General features: G+C 39.8%; 23 protein-coding genes. 19 read left to right on the forward strand and 4 right to left on the reverse strand.

All coding sequences use genetic code 11. The features are described 5' to 3' along the window. The first annotated feature begins 200 nt into the window (after nucleotides 1–200). From M998_RS13105 to M998_RS19665, 6 genes are all read left to right on the forward strand, one after another. A complete protein-coding gene (locus tag M998_RS13105; protein ID WP_068909263.1) occupies nucleotides 201–956 on the forward strand; it encodes a phosphoribosyltransferase in 756 nt (251 codons plus the stop codon). Between the two features lie 385 nt (nucleotides 957–1,341). Then, the gene (uriH, locus tag M998_RS13110; protein ID WP_068909264.1) at nucleotides 1,342–2,277 is read left to right on the forward strand and encodes a uridine-preferring nucleoside hydrolase UriH; all 936 of its coding nucleotides are present in this window, start codon (nucleotides 1,342–1,344) and stop codon (nucleotides 2,275–2,277) included. Nucleotides 2,278–2,316: 39 nt separating this feature from the next. Beyond that, entirely contained in the window at nucleotides 2,317–2,790 is a 474-nt protein-coding gene (locus M998_RS13115) for a DUF6882 domain-containing protein (protein WP_068437553.1), read from the forward strand. Between the two features lie 235 nt (nucleotides 2,791–3,025). Beyond that, nucleotides 3,026–3,235, forward strand: coding sequence for a YdgH/BhsA/McbA-like domain containing protein (locus M998_RS13120; RefSeq protein WP_068909266.1), 210 nt, complete (start codon nucleotides 3,026–3,028; stop codon nucleotides 3,233–3,235). Between the two features lie 281 nt (nucleotides 3,236–3,516). Further along, the gene (gene dusA, locus M998_RS13125) at nucleotides 3,517–4,545 is read left to right on the forward strand and encodes a tRNA dihydrouridine(20/20a) synthase DusA (protein ID WP_068909268.1); all 1,029 of its coding nucleotides are present in this window, start codon (nucleotides 3,517–3,519) and stop codon (nucleotides 4,543–4,545) included. Between the two features lie 104 nt (nucleotides 4,546–4,649). Then, nucleotides 4,650–4,823 (forward strand): hypothetical protein, encoded by a 174-nt coding sequence (locus M998_RS19665; protein WP_166696035.1) that lies wholly within the window; start codon nucleotides 4,650–4,652, stop codon nucleotides 4,821–4,823. 59 nt (nucleotides 4,824–4,882) lie between these two features. On the opposite strand, the gene M998_RS13130 is transcribed toward M998_RS19665, so the two are convergent. Beyond that, entirely contained in the window at nucleotides 4,883–5,866 is a 984-nt protein-coding gene (locus tag M998_RS13130; protein WP_068909269.1) for a quinone oxidoreductase, read from the reverse strand. Between the two features lie 209 nt (nucleotides 5,867–6,075). On the opposite strand from M998_RS13130, the gene dnaB reads away from it, so the two are divergent. The 3 genes from dnaB to M998_RS13145 all read left to right on the forward strand — a co-directional run bounded on the left by dnaB (nucleotide 6,076) and on the right by M998_RS13145 (nucleotide 10,034). Continuing rightward, entirely contained in the window at nucleotides 6,076–7,485 is a 1,410-nt protein-coding gene (gene dnaB, locus M998_RS13135; RefSeq protein WP_068437567.1) for a replicative DNA helicase, read from the forward strand. A 164-nt stretch (nucleotides 7,486–7,649) separates the two neighbouring features. Then, nucleotides 7,650–8,732, forward strand: coding sequence for an alanine racemase (gene alr / locus M998_RS13140; protein ID WP_068909271.1), 1,083 nt, complete (start codon nucleotides 7,650–7,652; stop codon nucleotides 8,730–8,732). A 108-nt stretch (nucleotides 8,733–8,840) separates the two neighbouring features. Continuing rightward, complete coding sequence (locus tag M998_RS13145; RefSeq protein ID WP_068437574.1) at nucleotides 8,841–10,034, forward strand: amino acid aminotransferase; 1,194 nt, start codon at nucleotides 8,841–8,843, stop codon at nucleotides 10,032–10,034. Nucleotides 10,035–10,104: 70 nt separating this feature from the next. Here M998_RS13145 and uvrA read toward each other — a convergent pair whose 3' ends face one another. Continuing rightward, entirely contained in the window at nucleotides 10,105–12,939 is a 2,835-nt protein-coding gene (uvrA, locus tag M998_RS13150; protein WP_068437577.1) for an excinuclease ABC subunit UvrA, read from the reverse strand. Between the two features lie 398 nt (nucleotides 12,940–13,337). Between uvrA and M998_RS13155 the strand changes: the two genes are divergently transcribed. From M998_RS13155 to M998_RS13200, 10 genes are all read left to right on the forward strand, one after another. After that, on the forward strand, nucleotides 13,338–13,868 hold the full coding sequence (locus M998_RS13155; RefSeq protein ID WP_068437579.1) for a single-stranded DNA-binding protein: 531 nt from the start codon (nucleotides 13,338–13,340) through the stop codon (nucleotides 13,866–13,868). A 1,025-nt stretch (nucleotides 13,869–14,893) separates the two neighbouring features. Then, entirely contained in the window at nucleotides 14,894–15,178 is a 285-nt protein-coding gene (locus M998_RS13160; protein ID WP_068909273.1) for a helix-turn-helix domain-containing protein, read from the forward strand. Nucleotides 15,179–15,393: 215 nt separating this feature from the next. Beyond that, entirely contained in the window at nucleotides 15,394–15,945 is a 552-nt protein-coding gene (locus M998_RS13165) for a fimbrial protein (protein ID WP_068437586.1), read from the forward strand. Nucleotides 15,946–16,008: 63 nt separating this feature from the next. Beyond that, on the forward strand, nucleotides 16,009–16,587 hold the full coding sequence (locus M998_RS13170) for a fimbrial protein (RefSeq protein WP_068437589.1): 579 nt from the start codon (nucleotides 16,009–16,011) through the stop codon (nucleotides 16,585–16,587). A gap of 69 nt (nucleotides 16,588–16,656) precedes the next feature. Then, nucleotides 16,657–19,206 (forward strand): fimbria/pilus outer membrane usher protein, encoded by a 2,550-nt coding sequence (locus M998_RS13175; protein ID WP_197713318.1) that lies wholly within the window; start codon nucleotides 16,657–16,659, stop codon nucleotides 19,204–19,206. 8 nt (nucleotides 19,207–19,214) lie between these two features. Beyond that, a complete protein-coding gene (locus tag M998_RS13180) occupies nucleotides 19,215–19,949 on the forward strand; it encodes a fimbria/pilus periplasmic chaperone (protein WP_068909274.1) in 735 nt (244 codons plus the stop codon). A 42-nt stretch (nucleotides 19,950–19,991) separates the two neighbouring features. After that, nucleotides 19,992–20,420, forward strand: coding sequence for a fimbrial protein (locus tag M998_RS13185; protein WP_068909276.1), 429 nt, complete (start codon nucleotides 19,992–19,994; stop codon nucleotides 20,418–20,420). Then, complete coding sequence (locus M998_RS13190) at nucleotides 20,413–20,946, forward strand: fimbrial protein (RefSeq protein WP_068437598.1); 534 nt, start codon at nucleotides 20,413–20,415, stop codon at nucleotides 20,944–20,946. The genes M998_RS13185 and M998_RS13190 overlap by 8 nt, the downstream gene beginning before the upstream one ends. A gap of 8 nt (nucleotides 20,947–20,954) precedes the next feature. After that, a complete protein-coding gene (locus M998_RS13195; RefSeq protein WP_232007556.1) occupies nucleotides 20,955–21,506 on the forward strand; it encodes a fimbrial protein in 552 nt (183 codons plus the stop codon). 20 nt (nucleotides 21,507–21,526) lie between these two features. After that, nucleotides 21,527–22,540, forward strand: a complete 1,014-nt coding sequence (locus M998_RS13200; protein WP_068909278.1) for a hypothetical protein — start codon at nucleotides 21,527–21,529, stop codon at nucleotides 22,538–22,540. 285 nt (nucleotides 22,541–22,825) lie between these two features. Here the strand turns inward: M998_RS13200 and M998_RS13205 are convergent, their stop codons facing one another. Both M998_RS13205 and M998_RS13210 read right to left on the reverse strand, forming a co-directional pair. After that, nucleotides 22,826–23,596 carry a MurR/RpiR family transcriptional regulator gene (locus M998_RS13205; RefSeq protein WP_068437607.1) on the reverse strand — a complete coding sequence of 257 codons (771 nt, stop codon included), beginning with the start codon at nucleotides 23,594–23,596 and terminating at the stop codon, nucleotides 22,826–22,828. A 146-nt stretch (nucleotides 23,597–23,742) separates the two neighbouring features. Next, complete coding sequence (locus tag M998_RS13210) at nucleotides 23,743–25,104, reverse strand: 6-phospho-alpha-glucosidase (RefSeq protein WP_068437610.1); 1,362 nt, start codon at nucleotides 25,102–25,104, stop codon at nucleotides 23,743–23,745.

A 25,104-nucleotide genomic window follows, 5' to 3' on the forward strand; every position in this document is an offset into this window, starting at 1 on the left:
ATAGCTGATTCCGGTTTAATTTAAACTTTCACGATATCATTTCAAGTCTTCCCTTCCATTAACTCTCTTTATTTCCTCTCTGATCTATTTAATATTAATAAAAGATGGTCTGAAAATTAAATTATATTCATAATGTTCTGTAATATATGACTTTTATTTTTAATATTTACTTAATTGAGTCACTTATTTGTGGAGTTATTATGGGGTTTTTAATTAGTAAAGAGGGTCTGGTTGAGGTTGATCATAATGTGAAAAATTTTGGAAATACCCTTATAAAGGGGAATCCCACGGAATCAATAACGCGTTGCTATCATAATCCTATGAAGATTTATTCCATTTTTTTAAGGCAAAAATCATATACCGCTAATTTAGGTGATAATTGTCCTTTAATTTATGCACTAAAAAGAAAACGAGGGCTTTATGTTACTAAGGATTCTATCGGTAGCCTTTGTTTGCATATATATGAAATTATGATGTTATTTTTTAAAGGACGATTAAGTGAAGGAACTCTTTACGATTTAATTATACCTATGCCGTCGAGTCATAAAATATCGTATTACTTAGCAAAAAGAATCAGTGAACTGTTTACTAATAGTTGTGTGGTGAGTGATTTTTTTAGAAAAGCATCATGTGAAGATGTATTAAAACAAATCAATACTGATCAGGGCACGCCTCATAATGCTAAGGTGAATATTATCAACGCGATTAATTCAGCTAAAAAATCAGGCTCTAATTTTTCAATCGGTGATGTAAACACAAAATTTAGAAAATATGTGTCTCCTCTGGCTTTCAAGGGAGGGAATTTTCATGACAAAAAGGTTCTACTCATTGATGATTTATTTGCGACGGGTTCAACGATTATTTCTGCCAAAAATTATATTCATAGTGCTAGCGACGTTTTGAAAGTCGATGGATTATGCCTATTTAGTCCTCTTAATGGACGCATTAAAAAGTAGTATGTTTATTTGACGATATTGCTGGGTTTTGTTATCTTCTTGTGAGACCGGGAATGAGTCCCCCCTGTCTATAATCATGTAAAGGGATCTGTGAAGCGCCCGAGATGGCCAGCGATAAGAGCAAATAGCCTCTGATTTGAGAGCAGCAAATCAATATAGTCAAGTATTACAAAGCAAAACAAGCAACATTATTTGAAATGAAAAAAGAAGCCATTGGCTTCTTTTTTCATTTCAAAATTAATAACCAATTGAATGCTCACCCCACTTTTAGGTTTAGGTCATTTTTTCGTATTCAGACACAATGCCTAGCTTTTGCTTTACCAGATAGTTAAATTGGAGTCAGACTAGAAATAGCTGATTCCGGTTTAACAAAGAAGGTAAGGTAATGACAAAAAAAATTATCCTCGACTGCGATCCGGGTCATGATGATGCAATTGCACTTCTACTGGCCTACGGAAACCCTGAAATTGATTTGCTAGCGGTAACCACTGTTGCAGGCAATCAAACTCTTGAAAAAGTCACCTACAACGCACTCGCTATTGCTGAAATGGCGAAAATTCGCAATATCCCATTTGCTGCGGGTTCAGCACGCCCATTAGTTCGTGATATTGAAGTTGCTCCCGATATCCATGGGGAGTCAGGGCTTGATGGCCCTGAACTGCCGAAACCGACGCTAGCGTTAGATAAACGACATGCGGTTTCGTTAATTATCGACACCATTATGTCTCATCCACCAAAAACAATTACGTTAGTACCTACTGGTGCGTTGACCAATATTGCTTTAGCAGCACGACTTGAGCCCCGTATTGTCGAGCGAGTCAAAGAAGTGGTGTTGATGGGAGGCGGTTATCATGTTGGCAACTGGAGCCCTGTCGCTGAATTTAATATTAAGATAGATCCAGAGGCCGCCCATATTGTTTTTAATGAAAAATGGCCGCTGACAATGGTTGGGCTGGATCTCACGCATCAAGCGCTTGCCACTCCTGAAGTGGTCGCCAAAATTGCAGATATTGGCACTCAATGTTCACAGTTTGTCGTCGAGTTATTAGACTTTTTTGGCAAGATGTATAAGCAAGCTCAAGGTTTCGATTCCCCGCCAGTCCATGACCCCTGCGCAGTGGCCTATGTGATTGATTCATCGGTAATGACAACTCAAAAAGTCCCCGTCGATATTGAACTAAGTGGGGCACTAACATTGGGTATGACAGTCGCCGATTTCCGCCATCCAGCCCCTGAAGATTGCCATACACAGGTTGCTATGAAGCTCGATCATGATAAGTTTTGGCTGTTGGTGATCAACGCATTGAAAAACATCGGCTAGGCATAGATTTACTGGAGTTTAATTAATAGGGAGAACGTGATGAATGATAACCTCGAACAAATGCCTTATGAGACATTAATTGAACGCAGCATGAGCTCTCTGCAAGCTAAAAACCAATTTCATTGTGATAGTTGGAAATTGGATGAAGCAGATTGGTCGGTTGATCAAGATGAAGGAACCATTATTTTTCATGCGCCAGATAATATTGTTGCGACAGCGCCCGTGCAAATTGTTGGAACTTACGATCAAAACCAAGGGAGTTGGATGTGGGGCTGGGCGAATTCATCGATTGAAGCTAAGTTAACTCAAGATGCGGTTGCGGTTAAAGCCTATGGTGAACGTAGTAATAACTCACTATTAACGGGGCGTATCAGCCATATTGAAGAATACGATGCATGGCAGCTAACCGCTTTAGCTTGTGAGCTCAGAAATCAGCAAGGTGCTTACCGTGGGATTGCCGGAAATACCTTGATTTTTATGACATTTGGTCAGGTTTCTCTCAATAAAAAGTAGTCCTAGTAGCGTGCTTTACTCAAATATGGGTAAAGCACGCTATGCATTTTACGTATCAGTTTTTTCATAATTTTTTTTAAATAGCAAATCAGTATTATGTCTATATTTAATTCAAATTATTTGATAATGATAAGCGATTTTATCCGCTTTAATCTAAATTCAATTCAAGTGTATGATACTTTCATCGAAGGCAACACGGGTTGCCTCACTGAATAAACGATGAAGGAATAACATAATGAATATGATCAAAACACTGATAACTGCTTCTGTATTATCCATGATGGCATTTGGCGCATCTGCTGCAACATTAACAGCAACTAGCGATACACTTGATTCTGCCGAAGCGATTATTGCAGCGAAAGCGAAAGCTGTTGGTGCTGATAGCTATACGATTACGAGTGCTCGCATGGGTAATACAGTAACCATGAGCGCAGAAACTAAGTAATAAAAATATTCTTATTATTTTATTGAAATTTTTTCTCTAAAATAAGGTGTAAATATTAATTCGTGTGATTATAAGAATTGGTCATTTACATGTAATTAGAATGCTAAATTAGCCACTGATATAAATATTTATATCAGTGGCTAATCATTTCGACGATGCAATTAAATTCATTAATTGGTAATACATCGCACTGCTGTACCTCTATGCTATAATGCTCATCCTTATTTTTTTGGTTCTTTATTATTGGAGCCGAATAATCGAAATCAACACAAAAGATCACCATGCACCAAAATACATCAGGTTCAAAACTTGCTGGCAATACGTCAACGCAAGGCTATCAAAATTTAAACCGCTTCTCCGTTGCGCCGATGCTCGATTGGACTGACCGTCATTGCCGTTATTTTCACCGTTTGCTGAGTAAAAATACTCTGCTCTATACCGAAATGGTAACAACGGGGGCGATTATTTATGGTAAAGGCGATTATCTGGCTTATAGCGAAGAAGAGCATCCAGTTGCGTTACAGCTTGGCGGTAGTGATCCTGCTGCGCTGGCACAATGTGCAAAATTGGCTCAAGAGCGCGGTTATGATGAGATAAACCTTAATGTAGGTTGCCCATCAGACCGAGTGCAAAATGGTCGTTTTGGTGCTTGCCTAATGGGTGATGCTCAATTAGTTGCTGATTGTATTAAAGCCATGCAGGACGTGGTTTCAATTCCTGTCACCGTAAAAACCCGTATTGGTATTGATGAGCAAGATAGTTATGAGTTTTTGTGTGATTTCATTGATACAGTTTCGACCAAAGGTGGCTGTGAAATGTTTATCATCCATGCCCGAAAAGCATGGTTGTCAGGTCTTAGCCCAAAAGAAAACCGAGAAATTCCGCCTTTAGATTACCCAAGGGTCTATCAGCTCAAACGTGATTTTTCGCACCTCACCATGGCAATTAATGGGGGTGTTAAAACATTAGATGAAGCCAAAGAACACTTAAAACATCTTGATGGGGTGATGGTAGGGCGGGAAGCTTATCAAAATCCATCCATTTTAACGGCGGTAGATAACCAACTATTTGGTGAACAATACCCAATAGTCGATGCTATCGAAGCGGTTCGTCAAATGTACCCCTATATTGAAAATGAGCTCTCTAAAGGTGCTTATCTTGGTCATATGACACGTCATATGTTAGGTATTTTTCAGGGGATCCCAGGTGCACGTCAATGGCGTCGTTATTTAAGTGAAAACGCACATAAAAAAGGTGCAGACTTAGCGGTTGTTGAGCAAGCACTCGCATTAGTCACTCGTGGTGAGTAAACAAAACATAAATTAACTGTTGGTTTTTGTCTCCATTTTTCACAGTAAGATAATCTGTATATTATGATTAAAGTAACATTCGATTGATTATATAAAGGTGATAGATGAAATTATTACTGACAATGACTTTAGTTCTATTGGTTGCCGGATGTTCAAGTTCGGGCGAAAAAGGAAGAATCCCGCCGAAACAAGACCCCTATGAGGGAAGTGTTTTGAACACGATCAAAGAAAACCAGCAGATATACAAACAACAACAGGCTCAAAAAGGGATTTACTAAGCCTATGAGTCAAAAAAACGCCAGTTCAATTGAATTTGATAACTGGCGTTTTTTATAGATTAAGGCACTAACAGGCTTGAGCCTTGGGTTTTTCTTGACTCAATAGTGGTATGGGCTATTTGTGCATCTTTAAGTGCAAAGATCTGTTCTTTCGGCACATCAACGTTTAATTTTCCGCTTAAAATCATATCAAACAAAGCGTTACTGGCTTGATCTAGTTCTTCTCTATTAGTCACATAGCCACCAAGGGACGGTCTGGTAACGTACAAACAGCCTTTTTGGTTTAGGATCCCTAAATTGACACCTGTCACAGGACCGGAAGCGTTACCAAAACTGACCATCAGCCCTCTGCGTTTCAGTGAATCAAGGGATGGTAGCCATGTTGATTCCCCTACAGAATCATACACAACATTGACTTTTTCGCCATTGGTGATCTCTTTTACTCGTGCTGCAATATCTTCAGTTTGGTAGTTGATCACGTCCCATGCACCGGCCTGTTTGGCTCGTGATGCTTTTTCAGGTGAGCCAACTGTCCCTATCATTTTCGCACCTAACGCTTTTGCCCACTGACAAGCAATAAGCCCTACGCCACCAGCCGCGGCATGGAATAAAAAGATTTCGTTACGCTTAACTTGATAGGTTTGATTGAGTAAATAGTAAACCGTCATACCTTTTAGTGAGCAGGCCGCTGCTTGTTCAAACGAAATACCATCGGGTAGATGTGCTACTGCACTTTCAGGGACATTATGCACTTCACTATAAGCCCCTAAAGGGCCTTGGGCATAGACAACTCGGTCGCCTGGCTTGAAGCCTGTTACATGGGCTCCTATTTTGACTACAACACCTGCGGCTTCTGTTCCTAGACCACTGGGTAACTTAGCAACAGGATATAACCCGCCACGCACATAAGTGTCGATAAAGTTGATACCAATAGCATGATTTTCAATTTGTATTTCATTATCGGCAGGGTTGTTAGGGGAATAATCTACAACGCTTAGAACTTCAGGGCCGCCATGTTGTGTGAATTCAATACGTTTTGCCATGATACTCTCCAATAGATATGTTCGTTTTATTAACAATATCAATCGTTCCATCATAACGCCATGTTTGCATCACAAGAATTATATATTTGCGGGTTAGATTGGTCATCTTACGCATAAGATGACGACTCAGACATGAGAAAGAAAATCACAACGAGTGCAAGTTTGGCGTATACTAGCGGCTGGTTAATTATAGACGTGGATAATATAGAATGGCTAAAAAACCCTCATCAGATTTCAAGGCAAAAGCCCCTCGAGACCATCAAATGGAAGGACTAAAACTTCCACCTCATTCTCTTGAAGCGGAGCAGTCTGTCTTAGGGGGGTTGATGCTGGATAATGAGCGTTGGGATACGGTTTCCGAGCGTGTCACTCAGGCTGATTTTTTTAGTCGTCCTCACCGTACTATTTTCTCGCAAATGCAATTTTTGCTTGAGCAAGGTAAGCCCATTGACTTGATCACCCTTTCTGAATCGTTAGAACAGCAAGGTGAATTAGACAGTGTTGGTGGTTTTGCTTATCTTGCCGAATTATCAAAAAATACGCCAAGTGCGGCGAATATCAATGCCTATGCAGATATTGTCCGCGAACGTGCCATTGTTCGCGATATGATTTCAGTAGCAAATGAAATCGCTGATGCAGGGTATGATCCGCAAGGGCGTAGCAGCGAAGATTTACTCGATCTGGCTGAAAGCAAAGTTTTCCAAATTGCTGAATCACGGACAAATAAAGACGAAGGGCCAAAAGGCATTGAAGCTATTTTGTCTGAAACCGTTGAGCGAATTGAACAGCTTTATCAGCAACCTCATGATGGTGTGACGGGGGTTTCAACAGGTTATCAAGACCTTGATAAAAAAACAGCAGGGTTACAAGGTTCTGACTTAATTATCGTAGCAGCACGTCCATCCATGGGTAAAACAACTTTTGCGATGAACTTGTGTGAAAACGCGGCGATGACCGAGGAAAAACCGGTGCTTATCTTCAGTTTAGAGATGCCCGGAAACCAAATCATGATGCGTATGTTGGCCTCGTTATCACGGGTAGACCAAACGCGTATTCGTACCGGTCAGCTAGATGACGAAGATTGGGCACGTATTTCGAGTACGATGGGAATATTGATGGAAAAACGCAATATGTACATCGATGACTCATCAGGATTGACCCCGACGGAAGTGCGTTCTCGTGCTCGGCGTATTTATCGTGAGCATGGGGGGTTGAGTCTTATCATGATTGACTACTTGCAGCTAATGCGAGTTCCGTCACTGTCTGATAACCGTACCTTAGAAATTGCAGAAATTTCACGTTCTCTTAAAGCACTCGCAAAAGAGCTTAATGTCCCGGTGGTCGCACTTTCACAGCTGAACCGAAGTCTTGAGCAGCGAGCCGATAAACGCCCAGTAAACTCCGACTTGCGTGAATCAGGGTCGATAGAGCAAGATGCGGACTTAATTATGTTTATCTATCGTGATGAGGTTTATCACGAAAATAGTGAATTCAAAGGTGTCGCAGAAATTATTCTGGGTAAGCAGCGTAATGGGCCGATTGGTAGTGTGAGGCTGACGTTTAATGGTCAGTGGTCGAGGTTTGATAACTACGCTGGGCCTGCCTACAGCGACGAATAATCTATCCTCATCATATTTTGAGCTGTAGCGGTGTTAGCTTCATTCTCTAACCCTAGTCACATACTTGCGTATGCTCCTCGGGATTAGTTCACTTGCTGCCTTGCTACAACTCAAATTATTTAGAGGATAAAGGCGAGTTAAATTAAAAACCGAACGAGGAAAAAATGAAAGCGGCAACCGCATTAATAAACCGCCGCGCTCTGCGACACAATCTGCAACGAGTTAGAGAATTGGCGCCAAATAGCCGTCTGATTGCAGTTGTTAAAGCAAACGCTTATGGTCATGGGTTAGTTGGAGTTGGCACAACGGTTCAAGCGTTGGCGGATGGGTTTGGTGTTGCACGCCTCAAAGAAGCTATTTTATTGCGGGAACATGGTGTGACTAAACCCATTGTGTTGCTAGAAGGTTTTTTTGAACAAGACGACTTACCGCTTATGGTGGAATACCAGATTGATACTGTGATCCATTGTATTGAACAGCTTGAAATGTTCGAATCTGCTGAGTTGTCTTGTAGATTAAAAGTGTGGATGAAGCTCGATACTGGCATGCATCGTCTTGGTGTATTACCGAAAGATGCAGAAGCTTTTTATCAACGCTTACAAGCCTGTAAAAACGTTGAACTCCCCATCAATATTGTTAGTCACTTCTGTCAGGCTGATGCCCCTGAGTTATCGACAACCGCCAATCAATTGGCATGCTTTAAGCAATTTATTGCAGGCAAAATAGGTGAAAAATCAATTGCTGCCTCAGCGGGGATTTTACTCTGGCCAGAAGCGCATTATGACTGGGTTCGACCGGGAATTATGATGTATGGCGCATCGCCTCAAGAAGGCAAAAGTGCCAAAGACTTCGGTTTATTGCCTGTAATGACACTGAAATCCACGCTTATTGCGGTAAGAGAGCATTCCGCTGGTCAGTGTGTGGGTTATGGTGAAACATGGTGCAGCGCACGAGATACTCGTCTTGGTGTTGTTGCGATAGGCTATGGCGATGGCTATCCACGCAATGTTCCATCGGGAACTCCGGTGTTAGTCAATGGACGAAAAGTGCCTATTATTGGCCGAATTTCCATGGATATGACTGTCGTGGATTTAGGGCCAAATGCGGCAGATAAAGTGGGGGATGACGTTATCTTGTGGGGGAATGATTTGCCTGTTGAGGAAATTGCCGCACAAACAGGGATCATCAACTATGAACTACTGACTAAGCTGACATCACGTGTTGCAATGGAATATGTAGACGAATAGGTTATAAAGGGTTACTTTCAAGTTACAAAGCCAAAAAAAGATACCCGTCATACTTCAAGCCGTTACTCGAATTATTTTGGGTACAAAAAAATGATTAGGAGATGTCCTGTGTTCCAACATGTTGATGCTTACCCGGGCGACCCAATTTTGTCGCTGATGGATGAATTTAATAAAGACACCCGTGAAAACAAAATCAATCTAAGTATCGGCCTTTATTATGATGGAGAGGGTAAAACCCCTGAGCTTGGTACGGTAGGTACAGCGAAAGCCAAGCTAAATAAGCTACCAGCAGGTGCTTCACTCTATTTACCCATGGAAGGCTTAAAAGATTATCGAACCGAGCTACAAAAACTGGTATTTGGTGAGGATTGCCCTTTAATCGCCCAAGAGCGTATCGCGACTATTCAAACAATCGGTGGTTCTGGCGCACTGAAGATTGGTGCTGATTTTTTAAGTATTTATTTTCCGAATTCCGAAGTTTGGTGCAGTGACCCAACATGGGAAAACCATGCATCAATTTTTTCAGGCGCAGGCACTAAAGTAAATTATTACCCTTATTTTGATGAAAAAACCAAAGGGGTAAAATTTGAAGAGATGCTGGCAACTTTTAGGAAATTACCGGCAGATAGCATCATTTTAATGCACCCTTGCTGTCACAACCCAACGGGTTCAGATTTAACACCGGCGCAATGGGATGAAGTGACAAAAGTCGCACTTGAGCACAAACTGATCCCATTTCTTGACATTGCTTACCAAGGTTTTGCTGAAGGTATTGATGAAGATGCTTATGCTATCCGAGCGATGGTTAAAGCGGGTTTACCTGTGTTCGTCAGCAACTCATTCTCTAAAATCTTTGGGATTTATGGTGAAAGAGCGGGTGGATTATCGGTTATCTGTAAAAATACTGATGAACGCGACCGAGTATTAGGCCAGTTGAAAGCGGGTGTTCGTCGTTTATATTCAAGCCCACCATCAAATGGCTCAAAGATTGTTGCAGCAGTACTCACTAACAGTGAAGAAAAAACTAAATGGTTGGCAGAAGTTGAAGAAATGAGACTGCGTATCTTAGAGATGCGTACAGTGCTGGTGGATGAATTGAAAAAAGCATTACCAGAGAAAAACTTTGAGCATCTGTTAAAACAGCGCGGTATGTTCAGTTATACCGGCTTTACTCAAGAGCAGGTCACACGTTTAAAAGATGAATTTGCGGTTTACTTGGTGGGTACAGGCCGTGTCTGTATGGCGGGCGTTAATCGTCATAATGTTCCACGTATTGTCGAAGCATTTGCCGCTGTGAACTAATGATTTAAAAAAACACATAAAAAACGCAGGGCTTCCCTGCGTTTTTTTGTTTCTCATTGGCGAAAAAATATTAATATCCGCGTTCTAAAATTGATTTCAAGAAACGTGCGGTATGTGATTTCTCACACTCGGCAACCTCTTCTGGTGTACCAGCAATTAAAATTTCACCACCACCGCTACCACCCTCTGGACCTAAATCGACAATCCAGTCAGCTGTTTTAATCACATCAAGGTTATGTTCGATGACCACAATGGTATTTCCTTGATCACGTAGCTGATGCAGAACGACTAAAAGCTGTTGGATATCAGCGAAATGTAAGCCGGTTGTTGGCTCATCAAGAATATAGATGGTTTGCCCTGTTCCGCGCTTAGAGAGTTCGCGAGATAATTTGACTCGCTGAGCTTCACCGCCAGAGAGTGTTGTAGCTGATTGGCCTAATCGAATATAAGAAAGACCGACATCCATTAATGTTTGTAACTTGCGAGCAAGTGCAGGTACGGCATCGAAGAACTCACGAGCCTCTTCGATAGTCATATCGAGCACCTCATGAATACTTTTACCCTTGTACTTAATTTCTAATGTTTCACGGTTATAACGTTTGCCCTTACATTGGTCGCACGGGACATAAACATCGGGTAAGAAGTGCATTTCAACTTTAATTACCCCGTCACCCTGACAAGCTTCACAGCGCCCACCTTTTACGTTAAAGCTAAATCGTCCCGGATTATAACCACGGGTACGCGATTCAGGAACACCGGAAAAGAGCTCACGAATAGGGGTAAAGATGCCGGTATAAGTTGCTGGGTTTGAACGTGGAGTTCGGCCAATAGGGCTTTGGTCGATATCGATAACTTTATCGAAATTCTCTAGCCCTTCAACATCTAAATAAGGCGCAGGTGTTATCACCGTAGCACCATTTAATTGACGTTGAGCAATTGGGAATAAAGTATCATTGATTAAGGTTGATTTCCCAGAACCAGAAACCCCGGTAATACAGGTAAATAAGCCAACTGGGATATTTAAAGTAACATTTTTAAGGTTATTACCTTTAGCACCAAACACGGTCAGCACTTTCTCTTTATTAAAAGGAACGCGCTGTTTCGGGATTTCGATTTTACGTTCGCCACTGAGGAATTTACCCGTCAGCGAATCGGGGTTAGAAAGAATATCTTCTAATGTCCCTTGAGCTACAATTTGCCCGCCATGAACCCCTGCGCCAGGGCCAATATCAATCACATGATCGGCGGAACGAATAGCATCTTCGTCATGTTCAACCACAATGACGGTGTTACCGAGATCTCGAAGGTGGACTAATGTTTCGAGCAAACGATCATTATCGCGTTGATGTAGACCAATCGATGGTTCATCGAGGACATACATTACACCAACCAGCCCAGCGCCAATTTGGCTAGCAAGGCGAATACGTTGTGCTTCACCACCAGATAAGGTTTCTGCTGAACGTGAAAGGGATAAATAATTTAGCCCTACGTTAACTAAAAACTTCAGGCGGTCGCCAATTTCTTTTAATATTTTTTCCGCAATTTGAGCTCGTTGTCCGCTTAATTTCAGATTTTGGAAAAAGGTCATCGCATGACCAATACTGTAATCAGCAATTTCAGGTAGTGTCGTATTTTCTACAAAAACAAAGCGTGCTTCTTTACGTAAGCGTGTTCCATTACAGGAAATACAAGGGCGACTACTAATATATTTTGCTAATTCTTCACGAACTGCCGTTGATTCAGTTTCTTTATAACGGCGATCCATATTATTGAGCACCCCTTCGAATGGGTGGCGGCGAACGGTGATATCACCTCTATCATTACGATATTTAAATTCAATACTCTCTTTACCTGAACCATAGAGAATAATTTTTTGAATTGCCGGGTCCAAGGAATTGTAAGGTATTTCAACATCAAATTTATAATGTTCTGCCAATGACATCAGCATTTGGAAGTAATAGAAATTACGGCGATCCCAACCGCGAATAGCGCCCCCAGCAAGGGAGATTTCAGGATTTTGGATCACTCTTTCCGGGTCGAAAAATTGTTGTACGCCTAAGCCATCACAGCTAGGGCAAGCACCTGCTGGGTTATTAAAGGAGAACAAACGCGGTTCCAACTCCATCATGCTATAACCACAAATGGAGCAGGCAAAGTTAGCGGAGAAAACGAGTTCTTCAGCGTTAGGATCATCCATATCGGCAACAACCGCGGTACCGCCAGAAAGTTCAAGAGCAGTCTCGAATGATTCCGCTAAGCGTTGAGCGATATCGTCACGAATTTTAAAACGGTCGACAACGACTTCAATGGTATGTTTTTTTTGTAATTCGAGCGGTGGAGGATCAGAAAGATCACAAACCTCACCATCAATTCTGGCGCGGATATAGCCTTGAGTCGCTAAGTTATCCAGTAACTTAACATGTTCACCTTTACGATCTTTCACCACAGGGGCGAGTAGCATCATTCGGCGTTCAGTAGGCTGTGCTAAGACATTATCCACCATTTGGCTAACCGTTTGTGCGGCAAGCGGAATATCATGATCAGGGCAGCGAGGCTCACCAACACGGGCAAACAATAAGCGCAGATAATCATGTATTTCGGTAATGGTTCCCACCGTTGAGCGCGGGTTATGAGAAGTGGATTTTTGTTCTATCGAAATCGCAGGAGATAGCCCTTCAATGTGGTCTACATCCGGTTTCTCCATTAAGGACAAAAACTGCCGTGCATAAGCTGAAAGAGACTCAACATAACGTCGCTGACCTTCTGCATACAGGGTATCAAAGGCGAGAGATGATTTTCCTGATCCAGATAAACCTGTAATAACAATAAGTTTGTCGCGAGGGATGATGATATTGATGTTTTTCAGGTTGTGAGTGCGGGCACCGCGTACTTCTATATTATCCATTTACCACTTCCCGGATGATTTGATAGTGAACAATTCTAAGCATAAGCGAATATTATCTCATAGTTTTTCCTGAATGGATATACAGTATTGTGTGCTCCCCGCGATATCTTCGTTTGCCGCCTAGCTGCAATTTGCACTATTTTGAGCACAATACAGATTGAGCACAATACATATATAGAGGGGAAACTTTTACATGAACTGTTATTCGTTACTCGATTGTTTACAAGTTGAATTAGTTAGGGTCTATACTGAAAATTAGTGCTGCGAATTTCACTGAATTTTGGAAAAGGCTTCGCAAGTTCGTTGAGTGGTTTCAATTTCGTGGTGCAAAACAGGTAGGTCGTGGTAAACTTCACGGCTAAATCCAGAGACAAAATTTAATGCATCAGGAGTAATAAATGGCCAGCAGAGGCGTAAACAAAGTAATTCTTATCGGTAACCTAGGACAAGATCCCGAAATCCGTTATATGCCTAACGGCGGCGCGGTGGCTAACCTGACTCTGGCAACTTCTGAAAGTTGGCGCGATAAGCAAACGAATGAAATGCGTGAAAAAACAGAGTGGCACCGTGTTGCTATTTTTGGCAAATTAGCTGAAATCGCGGGTGAATACCTGAAAAAAGGCTCGCAAGTTTACATTGAAGGTTCTTTGCAGACACGTAAATGGCAAGATCAAAGCGGTCAAGATCGCTATACAACAGAAGTTGTAGTTAACATTGGCGGTTCAATGCAAATGCTTGGTGGCCGTGGCGGTGATGCACCTTCACAAGGTCAAGGTGGTGGTCAAGGCGGTTGGGGACAACCTCAGCAACCTCAAGCTGCAGCTCAGCAATTCAGTGGCGGTGGCGCACCAGCTCGCTCACAAGCACCTGCACCAGCGACACAATCTAATGAACCACCAATCGATTTTGATGACGATATTCCGTTCTAAGGAATAGCAAAGAGTAGAATATACAAATTATTCTTGGAAGCCCCGCAGAGTCGGGGCTTTTTTTGATCTTAATAAAGGTAATATGTGAAGGCGGTAAGGTCTGAATCCATTTAATTTTTGAATCTTTAATAGCTTCTATCAAGACTTATTGCTTTGACGAGAGAATGGCATAAACCACATTGTGTTGTACCTCTTTGTATAAATAGAGTGAACCTGTATGCGCTAGATATTTCATATTCTTTTATAGAGTATGGGGCTTATCATGTTGATGGGTATTAGAGATAAAGGCTGTCTTTTATTGGATACATGGAATGAAATAATACGGAAAAAATAATGTACCCTATTCAATCAGACACAACCTACTCTTTCGGTATTTGTATTTATCAATAAGTGATTTTATTTGTAATAAGAATGCTCTCATTTAATTGTGATTGGTGAGTGGTTTTATTTAGAGAATAGGTAAATATAATTAAAAAACAAAAAATTATTTTTTAAAAATAGTATTTATTTTCGGTTTTAATTGAAAGCTTTATTTTTTAAACTAAAAAATAGCAAGCATAAGAATATTCTCATCATAAATTTAGTCGATGGCTTACTAATTAAGTTAAATTTAAATATTATTATTTAATTTAAATGTTATTTAATTTTAATAATAATTGTAACAAAGTGAAAATAAGATAGATTATATTAATATAATCTATGATTTACTCACTCTAATTATTGGTTTTTAATATACCCTAATTATTGGTTAATATTTTTAATCGATTGATATAATTAAATTATAAAGGTTTAAGGAATATTAATATCAATTAAAAATTTGTTTTTAATAGGTATTAACTGTTGAATGTGTCAGTTTAATCGATATAAACGCATTTACTCCAAAAGATGTTAATTCTATATTCTACACCATCTAGGTGTATTTTTAATTTTAAATAATTATTTTTACCTATTACTATTCCTAAGAAACTATTTTAGCTAGTGTGATTAGGATGTGTAAGTGAACTACTTTAGTGTTGGTTTCTAATATGACAAAAAATAAAAAAATGCGAAGAGATATTGGCCTTTTTCTAAAAGAAGCCAGAATAGCTCAGTCGCTAACAGGATATCAATTTGGCCGATTAATAAAGATTAGCCAGCAGCAAATATCGCGTTATGAACGCGGTGAAACAGGAATTAATATCGAAACGCTTGATATGATGTTAGGTGTTTTAGGGAAGAATTGGTCGGATTTCTTTTTTTCAGTTATGGCTAATTACTCTGAGGATATAGCTGAAATGAATGAAACAAAAAACAATAGATTTCTATCATGAAATAAATGATCTAAGTTTGAATTTAGGCATTAAGCCTATTTAACCGTATTGTCTTAAAGTTATGTCTGAATTTATATAAGGAATTTAGTCATGTTGTCACGGATGATACTTTTATTCGAAGTGTAACGTTGAATTGTCAACAAAAAATGAAATTAACGCCATCCATATTATGGTGGTTGATTTCTATTTATCTTTTTATTATAAAGGAATAATAAATGAAATTATCTCAAGTAGCTATTGCAACTGTATTTGCTGCATCTGTTATCCCATTTGGCGCAATGGCTGATAATACAGGTACTATTAACTTTATTGGTTCAGTTGTAAATACACCTTGTAATATCGTGCAATCTTCAGTTAACCAAACAGTTGATTTTGGCCAGTTATCTCGTAAAGCACTCGAAAGTGGTAAAGCGGCTGAAGCAGAGTTTGACATCAAATTTACAGGTTGTGATTTCACTAGCTTTAGCCAAGACGTTAATGGTGACCCAGTTGCAGTTAAATCGATGGAATTGGTTTTCACTGGCCAAAACTATGCAGATCCAGCGAGTACACTACTGTCTACCTCTACTGGTAATACTAACAACCTAGGTGTTGCAATTGACGGTTTTGAGTTTGGTAAAAAACAAGATGTTTTACCTCGCGTAATTAATCAGAAAGGCGATAATACCTTAACATTCAAAGCATTAGCTAAAGCTGTTGATGCATCTAAAGATGTTGCTGAAGGTAAATTCAGTGCAATCTCTAACTTCCGTATTACATATCAGTAAGCACTCTGATAAACCGCTAGTTAATTACTAGCGGTTTTCTTTGCGTTAGTGAAGGAGAAACTGGTGGCCGTTTTTCAACGTTTTAGTCTTCAAATAACAGGGGTCCTGCTCTTATTTATCTTTAGCATGGCATCTGGGTTAGGCGCAAAAGAGATAGGTATGCGTCATGAAGGGGTTACCCAGCTTGTCGGCAGTGTAATTTCAACACCGTGCTCTATTGTTATGTCGAATCGATATCAAACTGTAGATTTTTCTTCTTTAACATTGACGAAGTTATCGACAGCAATGGTAAGGGAGCAAGAAGCTCGTCCATTTGACATTGAGCTTCGTGATTGCGGCAGTGTGTATACCTCCATAGACAGTAAGACATGGACAATCCGCTTTGATGGGAAGCGTGCCGAAAATATTGATGCATTTGTATTAGAAGGGCCTTCGCAAGGCTTAGGCGTTTCAGTTCTGGATAATACAAAAAATACATTAATACCTGGAAAAGCCTATCCGTTATTTGACAGTGTGTTACGACAAGGCAAATCAGGTCAAACACTTTTTTTACGTTATTTTGTGCAGCTGGAGTTGACAGGGAAACCTTTGCAATCAGGTCGTTATCAAGGGTTGGTTCGTTTTTTTATCGATTATCAATAAAGCAGAAATGGGTATTTTCGATAGGACAATATCGAAGTGACATTTTGTGGTCTTGGGGTGATACAGAGCATGATGTTCAAACTTAGCAAAATAAGGATGGCCCTCGTATTGGCGTTTAGCTTCAGTGCATGCACTGTTTATGCCGCTGAATTTAATACTGATGTACTGGATGCAGAAGATATTCAAAACGTTGATATGAGCCAATTTTCCGTTGCGGGTTATGTACCTCCGGGGCACTATGTGTTAACGGTTTTTGTTAACGGTCAGCGTCTTGGTGCGCCTCGTGATATTACTGTCTTTGAACAAAACCAATCAGAACAAGAAATAGCTCAAACAATCTGTATTCCAACAGCACTTCTTGATTTATTAGGTCTGAAAGAATCAGCAATAAAAAAAGTCACTACCGTAAATGAAGGTCAGTGCTTAGATTTATCCCAGCTTAAAGGATCACAGGTTAAAGTAGAACTACCAACATTATCACTGAAAGTTACTATTCCGCAGACTTGGATGGAATATCGTGATCCTAACTGGACGCCGCCGGCTTTATGGGAAGACGGGTTAGTAGGTGCTTTTATTGATTACAATGCTAATGCGTCTATTACAGAAGAAAATAGCGGAAGTAAACGTTCTTATTTATCGACTAATGGTACTGCTGGTATCAATCTTGGCGCTTGGCGTATTCGCGGTGATTATAGTGCTACTTACCAAAAGCAGCAGGGTGGTGGACAATCTCAAGAAACCCATAATTTTGATTTTAGCCGACTTTATGCATTTACGTCATTAAAGGCAATCGCCTCTATTTTAACGGTAGGGGAGAACTATTTCTATTCAGATGTCTTTGAATCATGGCAATACAGCGGTATTTCACTTGAGAGTGATGATCGTATGTTACCGCCTAAATTAGTTGGTTATGCACCTGAAATTATTGGTGTTGCTAACACAAATGCAACGGTTATTGTCCGTAGCCAAGAGCGCGTTATTTTAGAAACAACAGTACCGCCGGGACCTTTCCGTATTCAAACACTGGATAGTGGTATTCGTGGTGTGCTAGATGTAACTGTGCGTGAAGAAAATGGTGAAGAGAAAAAATTTAGCCTCAATACGGCATCATTACCTTACTTAACGCGTCCTGGGCGAATTGTTTATAAAATGGTTGCAGGTAAAACACGCTATAGCGGCCATGATACGACAGGTAAGCCTGTTATTGGTGGTGAGTTATCTTATGGTTTATCCAATGCGTGGTCATTGTATGGTGGTTCACAACTCAATGGCGATTACCAAACAGTTGCAGTCGGTATTGGACGAGATTTATTTGCTTTTGGGGCACTGTCTCTAGATATTACCCAGTCTGTTGCTCACTTTACTAAGCAAACATTACAAGGGCGTTCTTACCGCCTCAATTATTCAAAATCGTTTGATGAAATACGCACTGATGTCACTTTTGCGGGATACCGTTTTGCCGATAAAGATTATCGAACACTAACGCAGTTTATGGATGAAGACCGCACCGGTTATGTCACGCGCGCACCAAAAGAGAACTATCAAATTTATCTTAATAAGTACTTTGATAAATTCAATATGTCTTTGAATTACCAATACAGTACCTATTGGCAGGATAAGCCACAAACACAATATGGTCTGTATGCCAGTACCAACCTCAGCATTCCAGGGTTGTCCCAGCAAGATGCCAATATTTCTATCTCGGCAACAAGAACGGAACGTGAGAATGGTTATAAAGATGATGCCGTCAATTTATATTTAAGTGTTCCACTTTATAGCGGACACAATATTACGTTCTCAGAACTGTATGCGCGATCTGCTGGAAGCACTCGTTATAACCACAATGTGGGATATAGCGGTTATAACGAGCGTGATAACTATAGCCTCAATATAGGCTACAACCATGGGCAGCATATGGATAGCCAATCAAGTCTCAGTGGTTATTATTCACGCGATTTATCGCAAGCTAACCTTTCTGCGAATGCGAGTTATGTCCCACAGCAATATCGCAGTATAGGTGCATCAATTAATAGTGGAATTACGGCAACTTCTCATGGCGTGGCGTTACACCGTTCTGCAAATGGCGATACCCGTTTAATGATTGAAACTCCAGGTATTGGTGGCGTGCCACTGGACAATGGCGTGACTAAAACAAATCGCTTTGGCTTAGCGGTAATTCCAAATGTGAATAGCTACCGCAAATCGATCGCGTCAATTAATACCAGCCAACTGCCCGATAATTTGGAAACTCTTGAGTCTACAACGGATATCACACTGACAAAAGGGGCGATTGGCTATCGTAGTTTGCCAGTGATGAAAGGGGAAAAACTGTTCGCTATTTTATCATTAGCCAGTGGGAAAACTCCGCCATTTGGTGCCAGCGTACGTAATGCGAATAATCGCGAATTAGGAATTGTCGGGGAAGATGGTGTGACATGGCTTGTCGGGATTTCACCAAAAGAAACCTTATCTGTTTTTTGGGGCGGCGATAAGCAGTGTGAATTGTTGTTACCTGAAAAACTAGAATCATTATCGAGCATGTTATTACTGCCATGTTCACCAATTACAACAGCAACGACACCCGTAGTTAGCGCTACACCGTCTAAAAAGTTTTTATGAGGTTAAATATGTTGAATTTACGTTTACGTCAAGGGTTACTTGGCACACTTTTTTGCGTTACCTCGTTGGTATCAATAAGTGCAAATAGCGCGGTGACATTAGACAGAACTCGCATTGTTTTTCCGGGCACTGAAAAATCGATAAATGTCACTATTACTAACGATAACTCTGAAGAAGCATATCTAGCTCAAAGTTGGATTGAAGATCTACAAGGTAATAAATTAACCAAAGGGGCGATTTTAGCCACTCCACCGTTACAACGTGTTGAGCCGAGCAGTAATAGTTTAGTTCGTTTAAGTGTGACACCTGAACTGAGCAAATTACCGCAAGATAGAGAATCAGTTTTTTATTTTAATTTACGTGAAGTACCACCAAAATCTGCTGATGGCAATACACTGCAAATTGCACTGCAATCTCGAGTGAAGCTATTTTATCGTCCGACAAGCATATTGTCTGAATCTGAAACAAAGTGGGCGCATAAAGTGACATTAACAAAAACGGCAAAGGGTTACCGTTTAAATAATACGACACCTTTTCACTTAACCGTTATTGGGTTAGGTAATAGCAAAACGGCATCAGAACAAAATGCCTTTGATGTGGTGATGATTGCTCCGAAGTCAGCACAAGATATTCCGTCTAAAGGGTTATTAACACCTTACCTTACTTATATTAATGATTATGGCGGTAAACCAACATTAGCATTTCGTTGCCAAGCTGATACTTGTACGGTGACAGGCGAATAGTCACATTGATAAAAACGTATTAAGCAACAGGGAGTAAATGTCATGAGCAAACAACAAGTCATCGATAAAACAGGATGTTTATGGGCGGTATTACTCATTGTTGGCAGCGTATTTAGCCATACGGTGATGGCTGCAAGCCCTGTTGCGAACACACCTGTAAATCAATCAGATCATGAAACGATACACCAAGGCATCGTATTGGTTAGGGCTGCTATTTTTATTGCACCTTGTAATTTGCATTTGAAGGAAAAACTAATACTAACAGGCTGTGGTGCAGGGAACGACTACCGTGAAATGAACCTCTCGGATGGGATAGCGAATACACCAGTCACATTGCAGTTTTATAATACCCAAGATGGCAAAGCTGTTGTAGGTTACCCGCTTTCATTACTCAATGGCAATAACGAAGTTCACATACCAGCATTGATGAAAAGCCGAAGCTCACTGCGTTTAGAGGTGGACTATGAATAAGATAGGACGATTATTTTTGGTTTTACCAATATCTATTCTGTTAAATCAATCAAATGCATTGGGGGCCGGTGGTCTTGAGGTTGAGTTTAGTGGCGAGCTAGTCAGTACGGCATGTAAAGTTGCCACTGAATCACTGAATAAAAAAATCACTTTATATAATTTACGCTGGCAGCAAATTAATGAAAATAAAACTAGCGCAGTCACTCCTTTCACCATTGCTATTGATAACTGTAGCGCTACCGACTTACAGAAAAGTATCAAATTAACTTGGCAGAGCAACCAATTGGTGAATATCGGTGGTAATAGTTTTTTAACTACTCAAGGTGCGAGTGGCGTGGTATTAGGAATTATTGATAATGATGATAAGCCCATTGTTTGGAATAAACCAATGACACTTGGTGATGTTAGCGTAGTGGATAACGCTCAGCAGTTTGATTTTGGTGTGGTTGTTCGTAAACCGGCAACGGGAGAGGCAAAGATTGGTGATTTTTCAGGAGTAGTGACTTTTAATGTGGAGTATGAGTAGTGAATACAATGAAGATAATAAACACAATAATTAAAAATATGAAATATAATTTCATATTAATATATTTTTCATCATTTTCACTGTTGGCGGTAGATATTCCAATAAACATATCAGGTACGATTATGATACCGCCATGCTCTATAAATGAAAATAAAAAAATATTTTTTTCATTTAATAGTGTTCAAATAGATAGTGTTGATGGAAATAATAATTCAATTACTAAGAGTATCCCTATTTATTGTGAGTACTATAAAGGAAAACCTTATATAAGTGTTATGGGGGAAAAACTTCATGGGGCTCCTGAAAATATATTAAAGACAAAAGGAGATACAGGATTAGGGATAGGACTCTATCAAGGAGGTTCTGTTAATCCTATGTATCCTATATTAATTGGTGATAATACTAATGGTAAAAAAAATGAAATTATCAATGGATTAAATGGGTATGGCGAGTCGCATGGAATTATGACAATTACTGCAGTGCCTTATGCAACTAAATCGACGAAGCTTTCACCCGGTAAATTTGATGCGACAGCTAAAATAATAATTACTTATAATTGATTTTAATAAAAGGAAAGTATATGTCCATTAAAAAAAATGCAGTTGTATTAACTGTGTTTTGTCTTTCATTTTTTCCAGTAAAAAGTATCTCTGAAGAGTATCGACACTTTCTATGGTCTATGGAAAAAAAGATCATAACTAATGATATATATATAAATTATGATGACCATAATAATTCTGGGCAATCATACTTATCTGGAGGTTTTAAAGGGGAATATAATGCAAGAAATTTATATTCAAATTGTTCAGGAAATCAAAATAATTTAAATTCAACACAAGAAAAAACTGCCTGGTTAATTATTAGGGATAGTATAGTTATTGGTAATTCTTTGATTAAATTGGATATTTTAAATCAATCTGGTTGGCGGTATCCTGCTCAGCCACAAGATGTGGGGTACGTTTCTAAAGTAAATCAAATAACAGTTAATACACCCGTTGGAGTGTGCTGGCCTAATGGGGGTGTGACTACAGTTGATTTTCATTGGAGTGATGCGGTAATAAAAGCAACAGTAGTTTCAGGTGGATTAGCTCCTGGTATTTATCGAGCTCCTGTAATGTTTTATTATGGATTCGAGGAAAATAAATTCACCAGTGAATCTTACAAAGGCCCATCAGCGAATATTCCAAATTTAATTAAGGCTGGCTATGGTGGAATAGATTCATTTAATTTAGTTATAGCGGTAAGGTCAAAATGTAACTTCAATACTAATGTGATTTCACTCAAACATGATATTATTTTAGGTAAAGAAGAAACATATGAGAGTAATTTATCTACATATAATATTTCATGTGACTCAGAGGTACCTATTACAATGGAACTTATAGGTGCTAATAAAGTGAGTGGAAAAAATAGCAATTACACCACATGTGGCGATGGGGAGTGTGAGTTGAAATTTAGTAATGGTAAATATAAAGATGAAACCAAAGTTATCGGGAGTAAAGATTATATAATCAACTCTACTTTTCATATGAATGGTAAAGTAAATGCTGGGACGTTTCAAGGAGCTGGAGTATTAAGATTAACAATACATTGATATGGGTTAGTCTATATAATTTATAATATTTTTTTAAGTGGCGTCCAAGGTGAGATTTGTACATGCCCAATCTTTGCCAATAATGGGGAAACCTATTATCCGGTTGGTCAGCCGATAAATCTACAATCGGCTCAATCGTAGGGGGCAGTCTATGTTTGGGCTAATTCATTCCTGCGTGACATACAGCCTTTTTATTATAGTGCATTTCTAGTACTTGAACTTTAATGATTAATTATACCCTGAGGCTTTCAACTGATCCGGTAGGTTTCAAGAGCTCACTTGTCTTCAGGGCTGCGCTTGCAACAGCAATAAATCAAAAATCATCACCAAATTTGATTCAAATGATGATATGTCAATGGTGTCATTGTGGTAATTTACCGCATCGTCATAGATAGGGAAATGCAAATCAGATATTGCTGCAAGGCTATTAGCGCTGGCACGGGTGAAGGAAATCACTGTCATACCGATATTTTTGGCGATACGGACTTTTTCTAAGACCTGCTCGGTTTCTCCTGAGCGGGATACGGCTAAAAATATTGAATAGCGTGACGCATTGTTAATAAAGATATTTTTACTGTCACTCAAACCGGATAAAAACGCCTCTTTGCCTAATAGTTGTAAGCGTTTACTTATGTACTGGGAAAAAATATGCGAAAAGCCCGCGCCATAAATAAAAAATGCATTTTTTTCATTAATTAGTTTAATAAATGAAAGTTTAGTGGCGGCTGGGATCAACGTAAAGGTACGTTGATAGTTAGTCAAAAATTCAGTAAATAATGGGTCGGAATTTTCATTAGCAATGGCAGTCAGCGGGACTTTAATTGGAGTATTAAGTTGCTGTTTACAATAATAGATGAGTTCACTATACCCTGAAAAATCTAATTTCTTACAAAGGCGTATAATTGTCGTGGTAGAAACATAATTTTGCGCTGCAAGTTCGCGAATTGTCGTTTGCCCTATTTTTTCAGGGTGGTGAGTTAAAAAAGAGAGTATGCGATATTCCGCTTTCGTTAAATTTCCCGCTTTGGCAACTAAAGGCGCTAAACGATTGGACATTATGATCCTCCCTTCTTGTTATCACTCATCATTGGATGACAAGAATACTGGCTTACAATCAATGTTAACCAGCATTCTTTATCTATTTTAGATGAAGTGCAAGCAAAGAGTTCTTTCTCTGTTTAAGCCATTACATTCAAAAATGATTAGGCAATCAATTTACCATTTTTATATTGCTTGCGTAATTCAGGCCAATAAGCTTTATTCTCTTCAATCATATCATCAAGAATTTTCTTGGCGTGAACCACTGATGGGACTGTTTTATTTAGAGTAAAGGCTTGTAGCGCCTTTTCGTAACTTCCCTCAAGGGTTGCTTCAACAAGCAACTGCTCTGAAGCTAATTGTTGTTCTAACAACGCTTGATGAAAACGCGGGATATCACCAATACGGATAGGTTCTGGGCCATGCGCAGTAATATAAGCCGGCACTTCCACCATTGCATCGAATGGTAAGCCAGTAATTGCGCCTTTATTTTCAACGATAACTAGATGGCGTTGACGTAAGTCAAATGCTAACGAGCAAGCGACATCAACGATAAAGGCTCCGTGTACACCTACATGGAAAGCATCAGGTAAAATTCCTGTTTCTTTATAGACACGAGCAGCTTCAAACAAACGTTTTTCTCGACCATCCATTACTTCATTTGCACGAGTATATTCAGGGTCTTGATGCTCGACAATATCATTCGCCATCAAATAATATTGCAAGTATGGGTTAGGAATATACTCAGGGAATGCGTCCATTAAAGGTTGAATATTACGCCAAGTTTTTACCCATGAAGGGTCTGAATGTTGTGGGTCTGTTTGTGCAGCATCTTCAGTTAATAGGCCGAATTTTGCAATATGCTCACGTAATTGGGGCAGTTTTTCTTCCCCTTTGACTCTAATTGAACTAAACCAACCAAAGTGGTTTAAACCAAAGTAATCTACGTCTAGATCATGGCGATCCACACCTAAAACAGCAGCCATATTTCGCATTGCTGCAACGGGCATATCACAAATATTGAGTACTTTTGCATTCGGGCGCAAACGGCGTACACCTTCTGCAACAATAGCCGCAGGGTTGGAATAATTCACAATCCATGCGTTATCTGAATATTTTTCTACAAAATCAATTAGTTCAACCATTGGTAATATGGTGCGTAACCCATAAGCTAGCCCACCAGGCCCACAAGTTTCTTGGCCAACAACGCCATGACGAAGTGGGATCTTTTCATCTTGTTCACGCATAGCATACTGGCCAACACGCATTTGAGCGAAAACAAAATGAGCACCATTAAACGCAGTTTCAGGGTCATCAGTAACGGTAAACTTAATGTTATCACTGTGGTCACGGATTACCTTTTCTACAACTGGAGCAATCACATCCTGACGCTGGCTATCAATATCGTATAAGCGAATTTCAGCAATAGGAAAGTCGGTTAAGCGCACCATTAGGCTTTTTACAATTCCAGGCGTGTAGGTACTGCCACCACCCGCGATGCTCAGAATAAATGGGGGTTTCTTCAT

Source organism: Providencia heimbachae ATCC 35613 (assembly GCF_001655055.1).
Lineage (GTDB): Bacteria > Pseudomonadota > Gammaproteobacteria > Enterobacterales > Enterobacteriaceae > Providencia > Providencia heimbachae.

Coding starts and splice junctions, on each gene's coding strand:
- M998_RS13105 (WP_068909263.1), top strand. CDS start 201: ATGGGGTTTTTAATTAGTAAAGAGGGTCTGGTTGAGGTTGATCATAAT.
- uriH (WP_068909264.1), top strand. CDS start 1,342: ATGACAAAAAAAATTATCCTCGACTGCGATCCGGGTCATGATGATGCA.
- M998_RS13115 (WP_068437553.1), top strand. CDS start 2,317: ATGAATGATAACCTCGAACAAATGCCTTATGAGACATTAATTGAACGC.
- M998_RS13120 (WP_068909266.1), top strand. CDS start 3,026: ATGAATATGATCAAAACACTGATAACTGCTTCTGTATTATCCATGATG.
- dusA (WP_068909268.1), top strand. CDS start 3,517: ATGCACCAAAATACATCAGGTTCAAAACTTGCTGGCAATACGTCAACG.
- M998_RS19665 (WP_166696035.1), top strand. CDS start 4,650: ATGAAATTATTACTGACAATGACTTTAGTTCTATTGGTTGCCGGATGT.
- M998_RS13130 (WP_068909269.1), bottom strand. CDS start 5,866: ATGGCAAAACGTATTGAATTCACACAACATGGCGGCCCTGAAGTTCTA.
- dnaB (WP_068437567.1), top strand. CDS start 6,076: ATGGCTAAAAAACCCTCATCAGATTTCAAGGCAAAAGCCCCTCGAGAC.
- alr (WP_068909271.1), top strand. CDS start 7,650: ATGAAAGCGGCAACCGCATTAATAAACCGCCGCGCTCTGCGACACAAT.
- uvrA (WP_068437577.1), bottom strand. CDS start 12,939: ATGGATAATATAGAAGTACGCGGTGCCCGCACTCACAACCTGAAAAAC.
- M998_RS13155 (WP_068437579.1), top strand. CDS start 13,338: ATGGCCAGCAGAGGCGTAAACAAAGTAATTCTTATCGGTAACCTAGGA.
- M998_RS13160 (WP_068909273.1), top strand. CDS start 14,894: ATGACAAAAAATAAAAAAATGCGAAGAGATATTGGCCTTTTTCTAAAA.
- M998_RS13165 (WP_068437586.1), top strand. CDS start 15,394: ATGAAATTATCTCAAGTAGCTATTGCAACTGTATTTGCTGCATCTGTT.
- M998_RS13175 (WP_197713318.1), top strand. CDS start 16,657: ATGATGTTCAAACTTAGCAAAATAAGGATGGCCCTCGTATTGGCGTTT.
- M998_RS13180 (WP_068909274.1), top strand. CDS start 19,215: ATGTTGAATTTACGTTTACGTCAAGGGTTACTTGGCACACTTTTTTGC.
- M998_RS13185 (WP_068909276.1), top strand. CDS start 19,992: ATGAGCAAACAACAAGTCATCGATAAAACAGGATGTTTATGGGCGGTA.
- M998_RS13190 (WP_068437598.1), top strand. CDS start 20,413: ATGAATAAGATAGGACGATTATTTTTGGTTTTACCAATATCTATTCTG.
- M998_RS13195 (WP_232007556.1), top strand. CDS start 20,955: ATGAAGATAATAAACACAATAATTAAAAATATGAAATATAATTTCATA.
- M998_RS13200 (WP_068909278.1), top strand. CDS start 21,527: ATGTCCATTAAAAAAAATGCAGTTGTATTAACTGTGTTTTGTCTTTCA.
- M998_RS13205 (WP_068437607.1), bottom strand. CDS start 23,596: ATGTCCAATCGTTTAGCGCCTTTAGTTGCCAAAGCGGGAAATTTAACG.
- M998_RS13210 (WP_068437610.1), bottom strand. CDS start 25,104: ATGAAGAAACCCCCATTTATTCTGAGCATCGCGGGTGGTGGCAGTACC.